We start from the raw sequence: 15935 nt of genomic DNA, 5'->3' as shown, positions 1-15935 counted from the left end.
TTGCCAGCCGCGGCGGCTCCGGCCAGCCTGCGCGCCACGGGGAGGATACGCGCATGAAGGCGGTGCTGTGCCGGGAGTTCGGGCCACCCACGGCGCTGGCGCTGGGCGATATCCCGACACCGAAGCCGGGCAAGGGCGAGGTCCTGATCCGCGTGGAAGCGGCAGCGGTTAACTTCCCCGACACGCTGATCATCCAGGGCCGCTACCAGGCCAGACCCGCCTTTCCCTTCGCCCCGGGCGGCGAGGTGGCCGGCACGATCGAAGCGTTGGGCGAGGGCGTGGCGGGCCCTGCCCCCGGTGCCCGCGTGCTGGCCATGTGCGGCCATGGCGGCTTCGCCGAGCTGGCCTGCGCCCCCACCGAGAACGTCGTCCTGCTGCCCGACGGCATCGATGCGGTAACGGCCGCGTCGCTGTCCTATGCCTATGGCACCGTGCTGCACGCGCTGCGCGACCGCGCCGCCCTGCAGCCGCGTGAGACCGTGCTTGTGCTGGGTGCCGCGGGCGGCGCCGGCATGGCGGCGCTGCAGATCGCACGCCTCATGGGCGCACGGGTCATCGCTGCGCGCCTCGCCGGCGAAGCACGCGGCCTGCCCGGCGGCCGGCGCGGCGGCGGTGGTGGACTACGCAGCGGAGAGTTGGCGGGACCAGATCAAGGCGCTGGCACCTGCCGGCGTCGAGGTCGTTTTCGACGCGGTCGGCGGCCCCTATGCCGAACCCGCGCTGCGCTCCATCGCCTGGGGCGGGCGCTACCTGGTGGTCGGCTTCGCCGCCGGCGACATCCCGCGCATTCCGCTGAACCTCGCCTTGCTGAAGGGCTGCGACATCCTCGGCGTGCTCTACGGCACGCATGTGAAGCGGCAGCCGGAGGCCAACCGTGCCTTGATGGCGCAGTTGTTTGATTGGATCGCCGCAGGCACACTGAAGCCCGCGATCGCGCACGTCTGGCCGCTGGACCGGGCAGCGGAAGCACTGAATCTGCTGCTGGCGCGACAGGTGACGGGCAAGATCGTGCTGACGACCTAGCCCCGTACGATCAGCCCATCCACCGCGAGGATTCGGTCGCCGGCGCAGATCAGCGGGTTGACGTCGATCTCGGCGATGCGGTCGCGCTGGTCGGCGGCCAACTCGGAGACGCGGCGGATGACCCCGACCAGCGCCTGCTGATCCACCGCGGGCATGCCGCGGAAGCCTTCCAGCAACCGATGGCCTTTCAGCCGGCGCAGCATGGCCTGCGCCTCGGCCTCGCCCACCGGCGCCAGCGCCGTCGCGCTGTCCCGCAGCAATTCGACGAAGATGCCGCCGAGCCCGACCACCACCATCGGCCCGAAGAGCGGGTCGCGCCGCGCCCCAACCACGATCTCCAGCCCCGGCGGCACCATCGGCTGCACCAGCACGCCCCTGATCGATGCGGCCGGCGCGTGGCGGGCCGCATTCGCCATCACCGCCGCGAAGCCCTCCCGCACCGCGGCGGCGTCGCTGAGGCCCAGCCGGATGACGCCGGCTTCCGTCTTGTGCGGGATGTCGGGCGATCTGACCTTCAGCACCACCGGGAAGCCCCAGCGCCGCCGCGGCCGTCACCGCCGCATCGGCGTCGCCGACCAGCGTCTCGCCGACCACCGGCACGCCATAGGTGGCGAGCACCGCCTTGGCCTCCCGCTCGGTCAGCGTCGTGCCGCCGGCCACATCCAGCAGGACCGCCGCCTTCGCCGCCGCGTCTGGCGCCGAGAGCCGCGCCGTCTCGCCCGGTCCGGCGGCTCGCCGCGCCGCCCTTCCCTGCCAGGCGGCAAGCGCTGCAAAGCACCGGTCCATCGAGCGGAAGACGCCGACCTGCGGATTGGCCTCGGCCGCCTTCGCGCCCGGGCCCTCCAGCCATTCGGTCAGCCAGACCACCGCCGCGGCCTTGCCATGCTGCGCCGCGAGTTGACCCAGCAGGGCGAAGCGTGGCGTGGCGAAATCGTAGGCATAGCCGTTCGGCAGCACCACCGCGCCATAGGCCGGATCAGCGCAGAGCGCGTCGGCGCAGGCGCGCAGCGATTCCGGGTCGTTCAGCACCTGCGCGGTGATGTCGACCGGATTGCGGGCAGAGCCGAAGTCCGGGATGCGCGCATCCAGCACCGCCTTCGCCGGCGGGCCCGGCTGCGGCAGTGCCACGCCATTCAGCTTCCGCCTTGTCGGCCGCCATGATCGCCGCACCGCCGGAGGTCGAGACCACCGCGACGCCCGGCGCGCGGCAGGGCGGCGCCTTGGCGAGAAAAGCCGCCGTCTCCAGCAGAGCGTCGAAGTTCTCCACCAGCACCACGCCGACCCGGCTGAAGGCGGCGCGGTAGGCAGCATCCGATCCGGCCAGCGACCCGGTATGCGACAGCGCCGCGGCCGCGCCCTGTTCCCCGGTGGCGAGCTTGTAAACCACCAGTGGCTTGTCGGCGGCCCAGGCGATCTCGGCCGCCGCGACCAACCGCGTCGGGTCCGCCATGCCCTCAAAGACGCAGGCGATGGCGGCGCAGGCCGGATCCTCGGCGAGCGCCGCGACGCCATCGGCCACATCCACATCCGCCGGATTGCCGCAGGCCAGCACGCGGCTGATGGCGACGCCGCGCTCGACGCCCTGGGCCAGGGCAAAGCCCAGATTGCCGGACTGGCTGACGATCCCGACCGCGGCGCGCCCCGGCGCCACCGCCGGCCGCGGCACGGCGGCGAAGCTGATGGTGGCGCCGCTGGCATAGTCCAGCATGCCGATGCGATTCGGCCCGACCAGCCGCACCCCGCCTTCCCGCGCGATGGCGGCGATGCGGGATTGCAGCGCGATGCGATCCGCCTTGCCGGTCTCGGCGAAGCCGGCGGCATAGAGGATGGCGGCACCGACACCGGCCGCGACGCATTCCTGCACCACGCCCTTCACGGCCTCCATCGGCGCGGCGACGACGGCGATGTCCGGCACCTCCGGCAGCGCGGCGATGGAGGCATGGCAGGGCAGCCCGCCGAGCGTTTGGTAGCGGGCATTCACCAGGTGCACGCGCCCATGGAACGGCGCCAGGTTGCGCTGCGTGCGTTCGCCGAAGGACCCGGCGCGCTCCGAGGCGCCGATAATGGCGATGCTGCGGGGATTGAGCAGGCGGGCGAGGTCGGCGGCGCGATAGAGCGGGCGCAATGTGGCCACGGTGCGGGTCCTATGCGGGAAGGATGCGGCGGCGCTGCAGCTCGGCCAGCCACCAGTCGAGCATCTCGGCGCTGTCTATGCAGTCGGCGAAGCCGGCCTGGCGGATCGCTATGGTGGAGAGGATCGAGGCCGCCTGGCCCGGCCGGGAGAAGGCGAAGTCGGCGAATTGCCAGGACCCGCCGATGAGCTGGTCCAGCGACCAGGGCGAGAGCTGGTGCTTCTCCGCGATGCGGTGCCAGACCGGGCCCTTGTCGGCCATCAGCACGGCCAGCGACATCGGATGCGGCGCCCCGAGTTCCATCCCGAAGCGCTTCGCCACCAGCGGGAACATGTCCTGCCAGAGAAAGACATCGCCATTGGTGACGTTGAAGGTGCGGTTCGCCGCGGCCTCCGTCCCCGCCGCCCAGCGCATCGCGCGGGCCAGGATGCGGACATCGGTCGCTTCCGTATAGCGCGCCCCGGCGCCGGGCCAGACCAGCGGCACGCCGAGCTCGCGGCTGATCGCGGCATAGGCGCCGATGGCGGATAGCATGTTCATCGCGCTGCCGAGCGCGAAGCCGACCAGCGCCTGCGGCCGGAAGATGGTGAAGGCCCAGCCGGCGCGCGCCTGGCGCTCGCGGATCAGGTCCTCCTGCGCCCAGTAGAAGTTCGGGTGGATATGGCGTGGCGCGCTTTCCTTGCCGGGGATCGGCATCTGGCCGAGATGCACGCCATAGGCCTTGGTTCCCTGCAGCAGCGAGACGTGCGCGAGGCCTGGATTGCCCGGCTCCACCGCATCCATCAGGTTGCGGAGCATGGCAGCGTTGGTGGCGATCTGGTCCGCCTCGAGCCAGCCCTTCCCGAGATCCGGCTTCTCGAACAGCGCGCCATAGACGACCCGAGTGATGCAGCGCAGCGGCGAGAGCGCCGCGCGGCAGGCTTCCGCATCCGTCAGGTCGACGGAGAGGAAGCGCGCCGTGCCTCCGGATCCGGGCTGCCGCCGCGCGAGCGCGACGATGTCCCAACCGGCCGCCTGGTACTCCGCCAGCGCTGCCCGGCCTACCAAGCCGAGCGCGCCGGCGATGAGCACCGTTCCCGTCACGGACGCCCGCCGGCGACGACCAGGGTCTGCCCAGTGACGTAGTTCGATTCCGGGATGCAGAACAGGTAAACCGAACCCGCCGCTTCCTCCGGCCTTCCGCCACGGCCGAGCGGGATCAGCTTCTCCGCCGTCTGCAACACCTCGGGTCGCACGCCGACCGCGATCTCCCGGCCGGAGATGTCGATAGTGGCGCCGCCATGCGCCGGGGCCTCGGTCAGCCTGGTCATGATCAGGCCGAAGGCGACCGCGTTCACGTTGACCTTGTAGCGGCCCCATTCCTTCGCCATGGCCCGCGTCAGGCCCTGGATGCCCGCCTTGGCGGTGGAGTAGTTGGCCTGGCCGGCATTGCCGAAGACGCCCGAGGTGGAGGAGATGTTCACCACCTTGCGGAAGACCTCGCGGCCCTCGCTGGCTTCCTGCCGCGCCGCCTCACGGATGAAGCGCTGCGCCGCGCGCATGATGCGGAAGGGCGCGGTCAGGTGCACGTCTAGGATGGCGTACCACTGCTCGTCGGTCATCTTCTGGATGACGTTGTCCCAGGTATAGCCTGCATTGTTGACGATGATGTCGAGCCCGCCCCAGGTGTCGATCCCGGCGGCGACGAAGCGCTCGGCGAAGCCTTCCTTGGTGACGTCGCCGTTGCAGGCGATCGCCTCCCCGCCCAGCGCCTTGATCTCGGCGACCGTCTCGCCGCCCGGCCCGTCATCGAGGTCGTTGACCACGACACGGGCGCCCTCGCTCGCCAGCTTCAGCGCGATCTGCCGGCCGATTCCGCGCCCCGATCCGGAGACCAGCGCGACCTTCCCATCCAACTTGCCTGGCATTGTCCTGCTCCTACCTGCCGACCCATTTCGGGGCGCGCTTCTCGACGAAGGCGCGGGGGCCTTCCTGGAAATCCTCGGTGGCGCGCACGCGCAGCCCGGCCTCGCGCGACAGCGCCCAGAGCTCGGCCTCAGGAAGATCGGCGGCGCAGCGGGCGATCGACAGGCTCTCCTTCACCGCGACCGGCGCATTGGCGCAGACCCGGCGGGCAAGGTCGAGCGCGGTCGCCACCACCTCGCCGGCCGGCACTGCCGCGTTGATCAGGCCGAATTGCGCGGCGCGCGTGGCCGGGATCGGCTCGCCGGTGGCGATCATCTGCAGCGCGATCGCCTTCGGCAGCGCGCGCGGCAGGCGGAAGACGCCGCCCGCGCCGGCGACCAGGCTGCGCTTGACCTCAGGCAGGCCGAGATTGGCGCTCTCCGCCGCCACCGCCAGGTCGCAAGCCAGCAGCAGCTCGAGCCCGCCTGCCAGCGCATGGCCCTGCGCGGCGGCGATCCACAGCTTGGTGCGGGTGGCGCGAACGAAGCCGCCGAAGCCTCCCTTCTCGGTCGAGAGGCCGGCGGCGGTGCCGCGCGATACCTCCTTCAGGTCGGCGCCGGCGCAGAAGGCATGCGGGCCCGCGCCGGTCAGCACCACGGCCCAGAGGTCGGGATCCTGCTCGGCGCGCTCCACCGCTGCCTCGATGCCGGCGGCGACGGCGGCGTTGACGGCGTTGCGCGCTTCCGGCCGGTTGATGGTGACGAGGGCGATATGCGGCTCGACCACCTCGAAAAGGACGGCGTCGGTCATGCGGCGGGGCTCCAATCCTGCAATCCATCCGCGGCGCGGCGCAGCACGCCCCGGGTTCCGATCGGCGTGCGGTCGGGGCGCTTCAGCATGGCTATGGTCGCCGTGTCGCTGCCCGGCACGCGGCCGAAGGTCCGGCCGCCATCCCCGGTGCGCAGGATGACCACGCCATGATGCGGCGCGCCGTCGCGGTCGTGCAGCACGGTGAAGGTCTCGACCACCGCCGCGCCTTCCGCTTCCACCGCGAAGGCCGGCACGGGGCCGCGGCGACGATCGGCTTCGGCCTGCACGGAATAATCCTGCGGCAGGCGGAAAGCCTGCGGCGGGCGGCTGGCCAGCACCACCGCATGGTGCTTGGTCACGAACTCGCCCTGGCCATAGAGCAGCGCGGCGCTGCCCGGCTTATCCCGCAGCGCCCGCACCATCCCGGCCGCCGCATGCGTCATGTAATTGTTCAGCGGCGCGCCGAAGAAGGTCAGGCCGCCCGTCGTGGTCGGCGCCATGCCACGCGGCAGGCCGAGCCGCCGCGCCGCCATCTTCGGCACGCAGGGGAAGCAGCTATAGAGCTCGCAGCTTTCGAAGGCCGCGCCTTCCGCCTCGGCGATCGCCCGGCAGGCATCCAGGACGGCGTTCTGCGCGTGGCTCTCGTGGTAGTGGTCGCGCGCGAGGTAGTCGCGCGGCTCCACCGCCGCGGCGCCGGCCCAGAGATGGATCATCCGGTCCTCCGGCACGCCCGCCGCACGCGCCCTGGCGAGGCTGCACAGCAGGATGGCGCCGCCCTGGTTCACCATCGGGTTGGCGACCTGCAGCTTGGTATAGGGGTAGGCGATCGGGCGATTGTTCGGGCCCGGCGTGCCGATCTCCTCCGGCGTGTATTCCCGCTTCAGCCAGGCCGCCGGGTTGCGCGCCGCCACACCGGAGAAGGCGGACCAGAGCGCCGCCGACTCCGCCTGCCCCTCGGCCGGAGTCTGGCCAAGGAAGGCCTCCACCGCATTCTCGTAGAAGGGATAGACCGAGACGGGATCGGCGACGCCGAGCTGCACCGCCATCGGGTGCAGGAAGTCGCGCCCGCGCGTCCGGGTCCAGTTCGGGTCGGGCGTGGTCCAGGGTAGCGTCACGCCCTGCTTCTGCGCCTGGCCGACCGCATGCGTCGCCTCGCCGCCGACCACCGCGGCGACCTCGCTCTCGCCGTGGGCGATGCGGTTCGCCGCCTCGTGCATGTGGCGCACTGGGCTCTCGCCGCCGACCGGACCATAGACCAGCCGGCGCGGCTGAACGCCGAGGAAACGCACCAGCGCCGCCGGCAGGTCGCCATAGGGCCAGGAAACGGAATTGACGATGTCGAGGCTGTCGAGCGCCGCCAGCAGGTCCGGCGCGCCGGCATCGGCGGCGGCGCGGCGCAACGCCTCGGCCATCAGCGCGGCCGGCTCGCGCGCCTGCAGGGGATCGGCGGGGCGCTCGGTGACCTCGCCGGCGCCGATGATGACGGGGATGCGGTCGGCGTCCATCTCAGCAATCCTCGTTCCAGATAGCGAGCGCATCGAGCGCCTCGGCGCCCGTTGCCGTGGCGCGCAGCGGGTTGACCTCAAGCGAGGCGAGCGCCGGGCCGAGCGCCAGCGCCGCATCGCCGATGCGCGCCACCGCCGCCGCCGCGGCCGCGCGGTCGATGCCCGGCGTGCCGCGATAGCCGTCCAGCAGCTTCGTGCCGCGTAATTCGGCGAACATCTCCAGCACCTCCGCCGGCGACACCGGCAGTAGGCGGATGGCGGTGTCGCGCAGCGCCTCCACCCAGATGCCGCCCAGGCCGACCGCGATCGCTGGACCCCAGAGCGGGTCACGCAGAACGCCGACGAAGAGTTCGACGCCGCCACCTGTCCGCATCGGCCCGACCAGCACGCCGTCGATCGCGGCATCGGGCTTCGCCGCGCGGACGCTGGCCATGATCCGGTCGAAGCCGGCCGCCACGGCCTCCGGCCCTTTCAGGTTCAGCAGCACGCCGCCGATATCGGATTTATGCGCGATGTCGGGGGAGGCGACCTTCAGCACCGCCGGCCCGCCGAGCGACGCGGCAGCCGCCACCGCTTCCGCCGCGTTGCGCGCCAGGGTCAACGGCACCACCGGCACGCCGCGGGAGCCGAGGAGGGCCAGCGTCGCATGCTCGCTCGCTGGCCGTTCCGTCGCCGGGACGGGCGGCGCGGCCAGCGCCGGCACGCCCCGCTCCTGCCGTTCGGCCCAGGCGAAGGCGCGGCCGATGGCGCCGAGCCCGTGCTGCACGCCGCTGCCGAGATAGGTAATCCCGGTCTCCTCCAGCAGCACCCTCCCCGCTTCCGTCACCGGCCGCGACAGCACGCTGAGCATGACCGAAGCGCAGGCCGAGGCCCGGAACCCCTCGCCGATCTGCCGCACGATGCCGCCGCGGTAGCCGGCGATCTCCTCCGGCGTATCCGGCACGTCCATGAAGCAGGCGACGAGGCCGATCGAGGGGTCGGCACCGAAGACCGGCAGGCTGCGGGCGAAGAGCGATGCGTCCAGCATGGCGCCGCCGGTGACATCCAGAGGGTTGTTCGGCGTGCCGAAGGCCGGAAGGATCTGGCGCAGCGCATCCCGCGTCTCCGGCGCCAATCGGGGCACCGCGACCCCGGCATGCTCCGCCTGGTCGGCGGCCATCTCGCAGACCCCGCCCGAGATCGAGACGAGGCCGAGCCGCCGGTCGCGCACATGGCCGAGCCGCGCCAGCAGCGCCGCAGTGAAGACCAGATCCTCAATCGAGGCGACGCGTATGATGCCGAGCTGGCGGCAGACCGCATCGAAGACCCGGTCGTCGCCGACGAGGGAGCCGGTATGCGCCTCCGCCGCCCGGGCGGCGGTCTCACTGGCGCCGATCTTGATGGCGACGATGGGCTTGTCGGCGGCCAGCGCGCGCCGTGCCGCGGCGGCCAGCAGCGCGGCATCGTGCACCGTCTCGAGGAACAGACCGATGACCTTCGTCGCCGGGTCGTCCACCAGGAAGTCGACTACCCGGGCGACGTTCACGTCGGCCTCGTTGCCGGTGGAGACCTGGTAGGAGAGGCCGACCCCTGGCGCTGTGCGAAGGCGGCGATGAAGCCGGCGGTCGCCCCGCTCTGGGAGACGATGCCGATCGCGCCGCCCTGGATCACCGGCATGGGGGGCTGAGTCGTCCAGATCGGCACGCGGTCGGCGTAGTTGATGAAGCCGAGGCAGTTCGGTCCCAGGAGGGTGACGCCCTCGGCCCGTGCCGCGGCGAGCAGCGCATCCTGCTTCGCCGTACCCTCGGCACCGATCTCGGCGAAGCCCGAGGTCAGCACCACGGCGTTGCGGATGCCGGCGGCATTCATGTCGGCGAAGGCCTCCGCGATGGCACCTTCCGGCACCATCAGCAGCGCGGCGTCGACAGGCTCGCCGATCGCGGCACAGGAGGTCGCAGCGGCCAGGCCATGCACGATCCCGCCCTTGCGGCTGACCGGATGCACCGTCCCGGCGAAGCCGATGCGCTCGAAATTGGCGAAGGCGGCGGTAGACCAGATGGATCGGTCGGTAGCGCCCACCAGCGCGACGGAGCGCGCCCGGAACAGGCTGCTCAGTGCGGCGGCGCTCATGCCATGAGCCCTGAGCGCCGGGCACGGGAACCCTGCCCTGCCTTGGCGGCATTGAGACGCATCGACTTCCTCCGCTCGGGGGCTGCGGCCGGGCGCCCACCTTCTGCTTCCTAGCGAAGCGCGATCCCGCCGGATTGTCTATGCGTGCCGATGCCGGGGCGCGTCAGCCGGAGCCGCGCAGCCGCTGAACCAGGCTCCGCAGCGGCGCGGTCATGCGCCAGGAGGTGGACTGCTCGAGAGCCAGCACCTGAGCCTCCGCGGCCGCGGCACGCCGCAACGCGGCCGCCAGCGCGTCGTCACCCGGCGTTGGGGAGGCACGCCGCTTCACAGGCGGCGGCGGCACCGGCGGCGCCCCAGGCGGGCGCGGATATTGGCTTGCGAGCAGCCCGGCGGCCTCCTGTTCCACCGGCCAGCGGACGGCATCGGGCACGATGTCGCGCACCTTCCGGGCCAGGATGAAGACATGCGTGTAGCAGGGGGCGAATGTCACACCCGCGAAGGCGTCCCGGCGCTCCTCCGGGTGGATGTAGGCGCGGTCATGCAGGCCGGCCGCCAGCACCTCGAACCCCGTATCGGGCCCGAACAGGATCCGCAGGCCGTTATCGGAGAAGCGCCAGAAGTCGTTCGGCTCCTCGTGGATCGGCCAGGCCTGGTGGGTCATGTGGAAAGTCAAGCCGCCCGGACGCAGCGCGCGGTTCACCGCCGCAGCGAAAAGCCAGGGAAAGGAGAGATGCTCCATGACGGCGATGGAGAAGACCAGGTCGACCGATGCCTCGCCCACCAATCTCCTGCAGGAAATGGGCATCTCCAGCGATATCGACGTTGTCGGCGGCATGGACGTCGACGCCGATATACCGCGAAGCCTGGGGGAAGAGCGTCCGCTTGGTGGTCGCACCAGGGCTGACGTTGCGGGAGCCGACCTCGCAGACCGTGAACTTCTTGGCATTCGCCTCCTGCACCATGGCCTGGAAGGCGGCATCCAGTTCCGCTGCGCCGAAGATGCCCGGCTGCGGCGTTGCGGGAGTGGCATTCGACCAAGGGGCGGACGGTATGGGACCCGCAGGCAGCACGACCGGCAATTGCACCGCTTGCCCGGCGAGCCGAACCTCCATCGTCAAAGGATCCGACGGCCGCCAGGGAAGATAGGCGCGGAAGCCCGCGGCACCTGCCGGCGCGTCGCAAGGAAGGAACGCGTTGATATCGCAGGTCTGCTCGCCTGCCGTAATGCGCACTACCTCGACGGCCGCAGTGCCGCCATGCACCCAACCTTCAAGGTAGATGCCGCTGCTGTCGCACCAGTATCGGTCGATACCGGTTCGCACCAAGCCGATTTGGTCCGCCATTTGGTCCATGGTTATGCACGCTCTCCTGAGGACGCGTCAGCCGGCGCGGGCGCGCAAGCGGGTGACGAGGTGGCGGACCGGGGCCGTCATGCGCCAGCTGGTCGTGGCCTCGATCGCCGAAAGTCTTGCGGTGACGGACTCCAGACGCGCCTCGGCTGCCTCCGCGCGGGAGAGCGCGGCGGACAATGCCTCCGCCGCGGCGCGGCGCGCCTCCTCCAATGCCGCATGAGCCTCGGCGCGGCGCGCCGCTTCCAATGCCGCATGAGCCTCAGCTTCGGCGCGGCGCACCCCTTCCGATCCCGCATGAGCTTCGGCGCGGCGCGCCTCCTCCAATGCCGCCTGCGCCTCGGCGCGCCCGGCGGCGATCAGCCGTGCCGCCACGGCGCCCTCGCACCATTCGGCTGGCGTACGCTCAATGATCGTCTCGGGCAGGGCGACAGGTCGTGGGCCTCGGCAGACGAAGACCGCGGTGATCGCGTCACCATTGCGCTCCATGGCCTCGGTCGTGGTCTCCGGGAATCTGAAATCGGTTTCACGGATCGTCACGCGATCCGGCGGCAGCGCCATCTCTTCCCGCTCGCGGTCCTTCGCCGCGTAGAGGCCGCGCCCGCGATGGCCATGCACCCGCACCTCCGAGAAGAAGCGGCGCAGCTTCGCCTCCCAGGCCGAGGGCGGGATATGATGGACATGGAAGTGGTTGCGCATGTCCGCTTCCATCGCCGTCGCCCAGGTGATCGGCGGTACGGCTATGACGGCGACCCCATCCCCGGCCAGGACCCGCGCGACTTCCGCCGCAAGCGCATCGACCCGGGCGATGTGTTCGAAGACGTTCGAGCTGAAGACGAGGTCGAAGCTGCGGTCCGGCGCGGGCAGAGGCCGGTTGAGATCGGCTTCCTCATACCGAACCGGCAGGTCGGCATAGCGACGCCGGGCATGGCGCACCGCGCCGGCGCTGAACTCCAGGGCCCGCACTGCTTTTGCCCCGGAGCGGGCCAGGTAGGCGGCGCCATACCCCTCGCCAGCTCCCGCATCGAGCACGCGTCGGCCAACTGCGAAAGGCATGGCGAAATGATAGATCGAGAGATGCGCCCAGTAAGGCCAGATATTGGCGACGATCATTCGTTCGCCGTCGTTGCCGATATCGGCGTCGGCGGGCATGATCATGGCGTCCATCATCCGGGCTCCCTCCCACCCTCGCCGATCGTCCTGCGGTCGCCGCTTCAGCGCGGCGTTTGCTCGCCGAAGACCGCGGCCGTGATCGCCTTGGCCTGGCGCATCGGCCCATAGCGTTCCTCGGCCGCGGCCAGCGCCGCCTCCGCCATCCGCGGATAATCGCCCAGGCGATCGATCGCCCGCAGCAGGACCTCCTCCCACCGATAGGCAGGGGCGAGATAGCCGGTCTCGCCCTCCTCGATGGCGCGCTTCAGGGTGAAGGCGGGCGAGGCGACGCTGATGGTGCCAGTGATCGCCGCCTCGAAGACCTTCAGCTCGGATTTGCAGTTGGTGAAGGTGTTGTCCTGCAACGGCACCAGGTTCAGCTCGACCTCCCCGATCAGCCGCTGCAGGTTCAGGAAATCCTGCAACGGGAAACGCTCGATGCGCTCCGCCATGGCGGCAAGCCGGCCCTTGGGCTCGAGGAAGCCGACAATCCGCAGTACCAGGCGCCGGTCGCGCTGCAGCAGCTCGGCCATAGTATCGGCGATGATTGCGAAATCGCGGTTGTGCGAGGGCGTACCCGAGAAATAGCCGAGATGGATGCGCTGGTCACGGCGCCAGCCGGAGGCCCGCTTGCGCTCGACGATCCGGGCCGAGAGGTCGAGCTGCGCGCCGTTCAGGAAGTTCGGCACCACCCAGCTCGGCAGGCCACAGAAATCTGTGGCGCGGCGCGCCAGGTATTCGTTGGTCAGGATGACGCCGTCGCACAGCCGCATGGTCTCGCCGATGCGGGCCATGACACCGAACCAGAAATCGAGATCGGTCTCAGTCGTGTTCTGGTCGAGTGTATCCATCACCATATGGGTGAAGCGCGTATCGAAGATAAGGTCGTCGACATCGAACAGCACGCGGCGTCCGCGTGACCTGGCCGTGGTAATCAGCCGGCCGAAGGCGGGAGTATAGCGCGCCCGGCAGATCACGATCGTATCCGCCCGGTCTATGATCCGGTCGGCCCATTCGAGTTCCTCGCCGCTGAACCAGGCGGCGCCGATGCCCGGCTCGGCCAGGCCGAGCGCCTCGATCATGTTGAAGCAGCGATAGCGGAAAGTGCTGGTATCCGGCCGCTCGTAGAAATAGGCGACGCGCGGAGCGCCGCGGAGACAGGGCGGCGAGGCGTGAGGCGAAGCTCTGCGCCCAGGGATCGCTGTAGCGAACCGGGCCAGGACCGTTGAGGAACATGGCTCAGCCGGCGATGTGGTCGAGGACCGGAGCGAAGGCCGCCTCCCAGTCCCGGCCGATCCGCGCCTCGCGGTAGTTCGCCTCGCGCCGCGGCTCGTCCTGCGCCAGCGTCGCAGCCTCGCCGAGTGCGGCCACCAGCGCCTCCACCGACGGTTCGGCGCAGAGGATGTTGCGGCAATAGTGGTCGAGCGAAACCTTCGGCCCGAAGCGATTGGTCACCACCACCGCCCCGCTGGCCGCAAGGTCGAGTGGCGGATAGCTCGGATGCGGAGTGAACATCAGCGACAGGCCGACATCGATGCTGCGGATCAGCGCGGCATAGCTGGCCCAGGGAAGATTCTGCGCGATCTCCGGCTGGATGCCGCCAGGCAGCAGAATGCGAGGGATATCCTTGCCAACGAAATGATAAGTCCAGTCCTGCGACGGCAGCACGCCCTGCTCGATCGCCGCCGCGACCGCTTCGACCCCACGGAGGAAGAGGTTCCGGTCGTTGTTCGGGCGCGCATAGAAGAAGAAGCGACGCTTGTCCCGCGCCGGCTGCGATTCGCGATGATAGATCCCTTCGGGGAAAGCCGGTTCGAAGGCTATGCTGTCGGCGGCGACGCCGCGCACGCCGTCGCCGATGAGGTGGTCGCGCAGCGCGGCGGTGTTGATGATGAACCGCACCCGGGTGTCGTCCATCACCTCGCGGCAGCGCGAGCTGCTCATCGCCGGCCGGGTAGAACATTCGCTCATCCTCCTGCAGGAGGTAGAGGATGCGGTCCGGCCGCACCGCACGCAGCGCCGCCCAGGTGCTCCACCAGGAGGTGGTGAGCAGCAGGTCCTCCGGCCCCATCGGCACGTTGCGGCCATGGCCGGAATGCAGGAATCCGACATTGCCGTCGTAGCGGATGCCATGCGCGTTCAGCACCGTGCCGAAATTGCGCGGCTCCGGCGCCTCGATCCGTGTCACCACCCGCAGCGGCACGTCCAGCCGTCTGGCCAGCAGGGCCGCCAGCACGACAGCGGTTCCAACGCCGCCGAACAGGTGCCCCGCACTGATGCTGTCGGTCACCAGCGTCAGCCGGCGCGGCGCATCAGTCTCCGGGAAGGTGACGAGCGGCGCCGGCAGGCGGGCGGAGACATAGGCATGTGCATCGGTTGCAGCCGGGGTGCTGGAGGGCAGCAGCGCCTCCAGCAGCGGCACTGCGGGGATTGCAGGGCCCCGGGCGCGGGCACCCCACGGCCGAACATCCGCTTCATCTGGGCGACGTAGCTCGGCTCCCGCCGCGCCAAGCCCATTGCGACCCGCATCGGCCGCGTGATGCGCCAGGAGGTCGAGCGGACCATGGCCTCCCGCAATGCGCGGGCATGCTGCGCATCGGCCAGGGTAGCGTCGCGTTCGGCCCGCGCTGCAGCACATTCGGCAGCCAGGCGGTCGCGCTCGGCGGCGGCCTGCTGCGCCCTGGCCCGCGCTTCGTCGCGTTCGGTCGTGGCAGCGTCGCGTTCGGCGAATGCGGTCTCCTCGGCGTCGGCCAGCCGGGCTTCCAGCGTCCGCACCAGAAAGCGGTCGCGCAATGCTTCGCCGCGCGCGGCGAAGAAGCGGCGGATGGCAAAGGCATCCTCCGGCTCAGTGCCGGCGGCGAAGAGGGCGGCCACCGGCGCCGGCAGATTGCGCCCCGTCCCCAGCACGCCAAGCCCATGGCCATGCAGGGATCTGAAATGCGGATGCGCCGCCTGCAGGTCGCGCCACACCCGCCAGACGCCGTGCCGGCGGTCGCGCAGGTTGGTATCGTGCAGCATGACAACACTGCGATCGGACAGCGCATCCTGCCAGAGCCGAAAGGCCCCGGCCACGGCATCGGGGTCCTGCGTTCCGTCGATTTGCAGCAGGTCGATCTCGCCGGTGTCGAAATGCGTCCGTGCCTCCTCCGGCCGCATGCGCAGGAGGGTGGAGAAGGCGCGGCCACGGCCATCCTGCCGGGTTACGCCGATGCGGGTCACTGTCTCTTGCGATCGGCCGCCGAGTTCCGCGGCACGCTCGACGGCGAAGCACCGGCTGGCGAGGCCGAGCCGTTCGACCGCAAGGCAGAAGGCGGCATGCGCTACACCGCCCGCAGCGCCGAGCCCGACGATGCTGCGCGGCCGCAGGGCTTTCACCAGCCAGAAGGTGAAAGGCACATGCTCGTGCCAGGCGCTCGGGACTTGCGGTTCCGGCCTCCAGTCAACCTCTGGGCCAATATCGAGTCCGCCCAAGGCGAATTCCGGACGGGTCAGGGCCGGGAGGTTCATGTCCATCAAGCTGTCTCCACCTGCCGGTCCGTCGTGCATGTCAAACCATCAGGGGCAGGTTCGGTGCCGGCGCTTGGCGCAACGCGCATCCCGCCGCCACCGAAGCCGTCCCCGGAGGGCTCCCCGCAGAACCCTCAACGCGCGTCACCCATCGGACGGTCCGTGCAGTCTTGCCGCACGGCGATAACCACCGCCCCAGATTCTCGCTTCCGGCCAACGCCAGGTTGATCTCCCCGTGCCCCGACCAAGACAATCCTGCCGATCAACACACCTCACAACACGGTGAGTATTTTGCTGCGCCTGCGAAGCTGCCCTGATATTTCCTGTACGCAAGGCGGCTTGCCCCTGTCCAGGCAGCTTTGGGCAGCCTGATCTACACTCACGGCAGTATTATATTTCCGGTACGAATGAATACCGGCTGAGGCGCCGAGCAGCCGGGAACCAGCCTGTTCCGGCGGAACGTC

Annotated in this window: 14 protein-coding genes and 1 pseudogene; 2 read left to right on the top strand and 13 right to left on the bottom strand. The window is 70.4% G+C overall.

Going from position 1 to position 15935, the window contains the following annotated elements; translation table 11 throughout:
• Positions 1-53: 53 nt before the first annotated feature.
• Positions 54-323 (top strand): annotated as a pseudogene (locus tag ACQ86J_RS31960) (alcohol dehydrogenase catalytic domain-containing protein); the annotation flags it as partial.
• A gap of 94 nt (positions 324-417) precedes the next feature.
• A complete protein-coding gene (locus ACQ86J_RS31955; protein WP_431272608.1) occupies positions 418-1023 on the top strand; it encodes a zinc-binding dehydrogenase in 606 nt (201 codons plus the stop codon).
• Here the strand turns inward: ACQ86J_RS31955 and ACQ86J_RS31950 are convergent.
• From ACQ86J_RS31950 to ACQ86J_RS31890, 13 genes are all read right to left on the bottom strand, one after another.
• Complete coding sequence (locus ACQ86J_RS31950) at positions 1020-1547, bottom strand: acetate--CoA ligase family protein (RefSeq protein ID WP_431268674.1); 528 nt, start codon at positions 1545-1547, stop codon at positions 1020-1022. The genes ACQ86J_RS31955 and ACQ86J_RS31950 overlap by 4 nt on opposite strands.
• Positions 1548-1999: 452 nt before the next feature.
• Complete coding sequence (locus ACQ86J_RS31945; RefSeq protein WP_431268673.1) at positions 2000-3157, bottom strand: CoA-binding protein; 1158 nt, start codon at positions 3155-3157, stop codon at positions 2000-2002.
• Positions 3158-3167: 10 nt separating this feature from the next.
• Positions 3168-4238, bottom strand: a complete 1071-nt coding sequence (locus tag ACQ86J_RS31940; protein ID WP_431268672.1) for an SDR family oxidoreductase — start codon at positions 4236-4238, stop codon at positions 3168-3170.
• Positions 4235-5062 carry an SDR family NAD(P)-dependent oxidoreductase gene (locus ACQ86J_RS31935; protein WP_431268671.1) on the bottom strand — a complete coding sequence of 276 codons (828 nt, stop codon included), beginning with the start codon at positions 5060-5062 and terminating at the stop codon, positions 4235-4237. Before ACQ86J_RS31935 ends, ACQ86J_RS31940 begins: the two co-directional genes overlap by 4 nt.
• Positions 5063-5072: 10 nt before the next feature.
• A complete protein-coding gene (locus ACQ86J_RS31930; protein WP_431268670.1) occupies positions 5073-5849 on the bottom strand; it encodes an enoyl-CoA hydratase-related protein in 777 nt (258 codons plus the stop codon).
• Positions 5846-7354, bottom strand: coding sequence for an acetyl-CoA acetyltransferase (locus ACQ86J_RS31925; protein WP_431268669.1), 1509 nt, complete (start codon positions 7352-7354; stop codon positions 5846-5848). Before ACQ86J_RS31925 ends, ACQ86J_RS31930 begins: the two co-directional genes overlap by 4 nt.
• A 1-nt stretch (position 7355) precedes the next feature.
• Positions 7356-8879 (bottom strand): acetate--CoA ligase family protein, encoded by a 1524-nt coding sequence (locus tag ACQ86J_RS31920; protein WP_431268668.1) that lies wholly within the window; start codon positions 8877-8879, stop codon positions 7356-7358.
• Entirely contained in the window at positions 8876-9463 is a 588-nt protein-coding gene (locus ACQ86J_RS31915) for a CoA-binding protein (RefSeq protein ID WP_431268667.1), read from the bottom strand. The genes ACQ86J_RS31920 and ACQ86J_RS31915 overlap by 4 nt, the downstream gene beginning before the upstream one ends.
• 163 nt (positions 9464-9626) lie before the next feature.
• A complete protein-coding gene (locus tag ACQ86J_RS31910; protein WP_431272763.1) occupies positions 9627-10124 on the bottom strand; it encodes a hypothetical protein in 498 nt (165 codons plus the stop codon).
• A gap of 718 nt (positions 10125-10842) precedes the next feature.
• On the bottom strand, positions 10843-11982 hold the full coding sequence (locus tag ACQ86J_RS31905) for a class I SAM-dependent methyltransferase (protein WP_431268666.1): 1140 nt from the start codon (positions 11980-11982) through the stop codon (positions 10843-10845).
• Between the two features lie 44 nt (positions 11983-12026).
• Complete coding sequence (locus ACQ86J_RS31900; protein ID WP_431268665.1) at positions 12027-13046, bottom strand: glycosyltransferase; 1020 nt, start codon at positions 13044-13046, stop codon at positions 12027-12029.
• 157 nt (positions 13047-13203) lie between these two features.
• Positions 13204-13881 carry a hypothetical protein gene (locus tag ACQ86J_RS31895; RefSeq protein WP_431272607.1) on the bottom strand — a complete coding sequence of 226 codons (678 nt, stop codon included), beginning with the start codon at positions 13879-13881 and terminating at the stop codon, positions 13204-13206.
• A 378-nt stretch (positions 13882-14259) separates the two neighbouring features.
• A complete protein-coding gene (locus ACQ86J_RS31890; protein ID WP_431268664.1) occupies positions 14260-15360 on the bottom strand; it encodes a class I SAM-dependent methyltransferase in 1101 nt (366 codons plus the stop codon).
• Positions 15361-15935 lie beyond the last annotated feature (575 nt).

Source organism: Dankookia sp. P2, from assembly GCF_050632255.1.
Classification (GTDB): domain Bacteria; phylum Pseudomonadota; class Alphaproteobacteria; order Acetobacterales; family Acetobacteraceae; genus Paracraurococcus.
This window is presented reverse-complemented; position numbering and strand designations above follow the sequence as displayed.

What these genes read in the sequence shown, in the direction of transcription:
- ACQ86J_RS31955 (WP_431272608.1), top strand. Translation starts at nt 418, where the DNA reads ATGCCTATGGCACCGTGCTGCACGCGCTGCGCGACCGCGCCGCCCTGC.
- ACQ86J_RS31935 (WP_431268671.1), bottom strand. Translation starts at nt 5,062, where the DNA reads ATGCCAGGCAAGTTGGATGGGAAGGTCGCGCTGGTCTCCGGATCGGGG.
- ACQ86J_RS31930 (WP_431268670.1), bottom strand. Translation starts at nt 5,849, where the DNA reads ATGACCGACGCCGTCCTTTTCGAGGTGGTCGAGCCGCATATCGCCCTC.
- ACQ86J_RS31925 (WP_431268669.1), bottom strand. Translation starts at nt 7,354, where the DNA reads ATGGACGCCGACCGCATCCCCGTCATCATCGGCGCCGGCGAGGTCACC.
- ACQ86J_RS31915 (WP_431268667.1), bottom strand. Translation starts at nt 9,463, where the DNA reads ATGAGCGCCGCCGCACTGAGCAGCCTGTTCCGGGCGCGCTCCGTCGCG.
- ACQ86J_RS31910 (WP_431272763.1), bottom strand. Translation starts at nt 10,124, where the DNA reads ATGACCCACCAGGCCTGGCCGATCCACGAGGAGCCGAACGACTTCTGG.
- ACQ86J_RS31905 (WP_431268666.1), bottom strand. Translation starts at nt 11,982, where the DNA reads ATGATGGACGCCATGATCATGCCCGCCGACGCCGATATCGGCAACGAC.
- ACQ86J_RS31900 (WP_431268665.1), bottom strand. Translation starts at nt 13,046, where the DNA reads ATGATCGAGGCGCTCGGCCTGGCCGAGCCGGGCATCGGCGCCGCCTGG.
- ACQ86J_RS31895 (WP_431272607.1), bottom strand. Translation starts at nt 13,881, where the DNA reads ATGGACGACACCCGGGTGCGGTTCATCATCAACACCGCCGCGCTGCGC.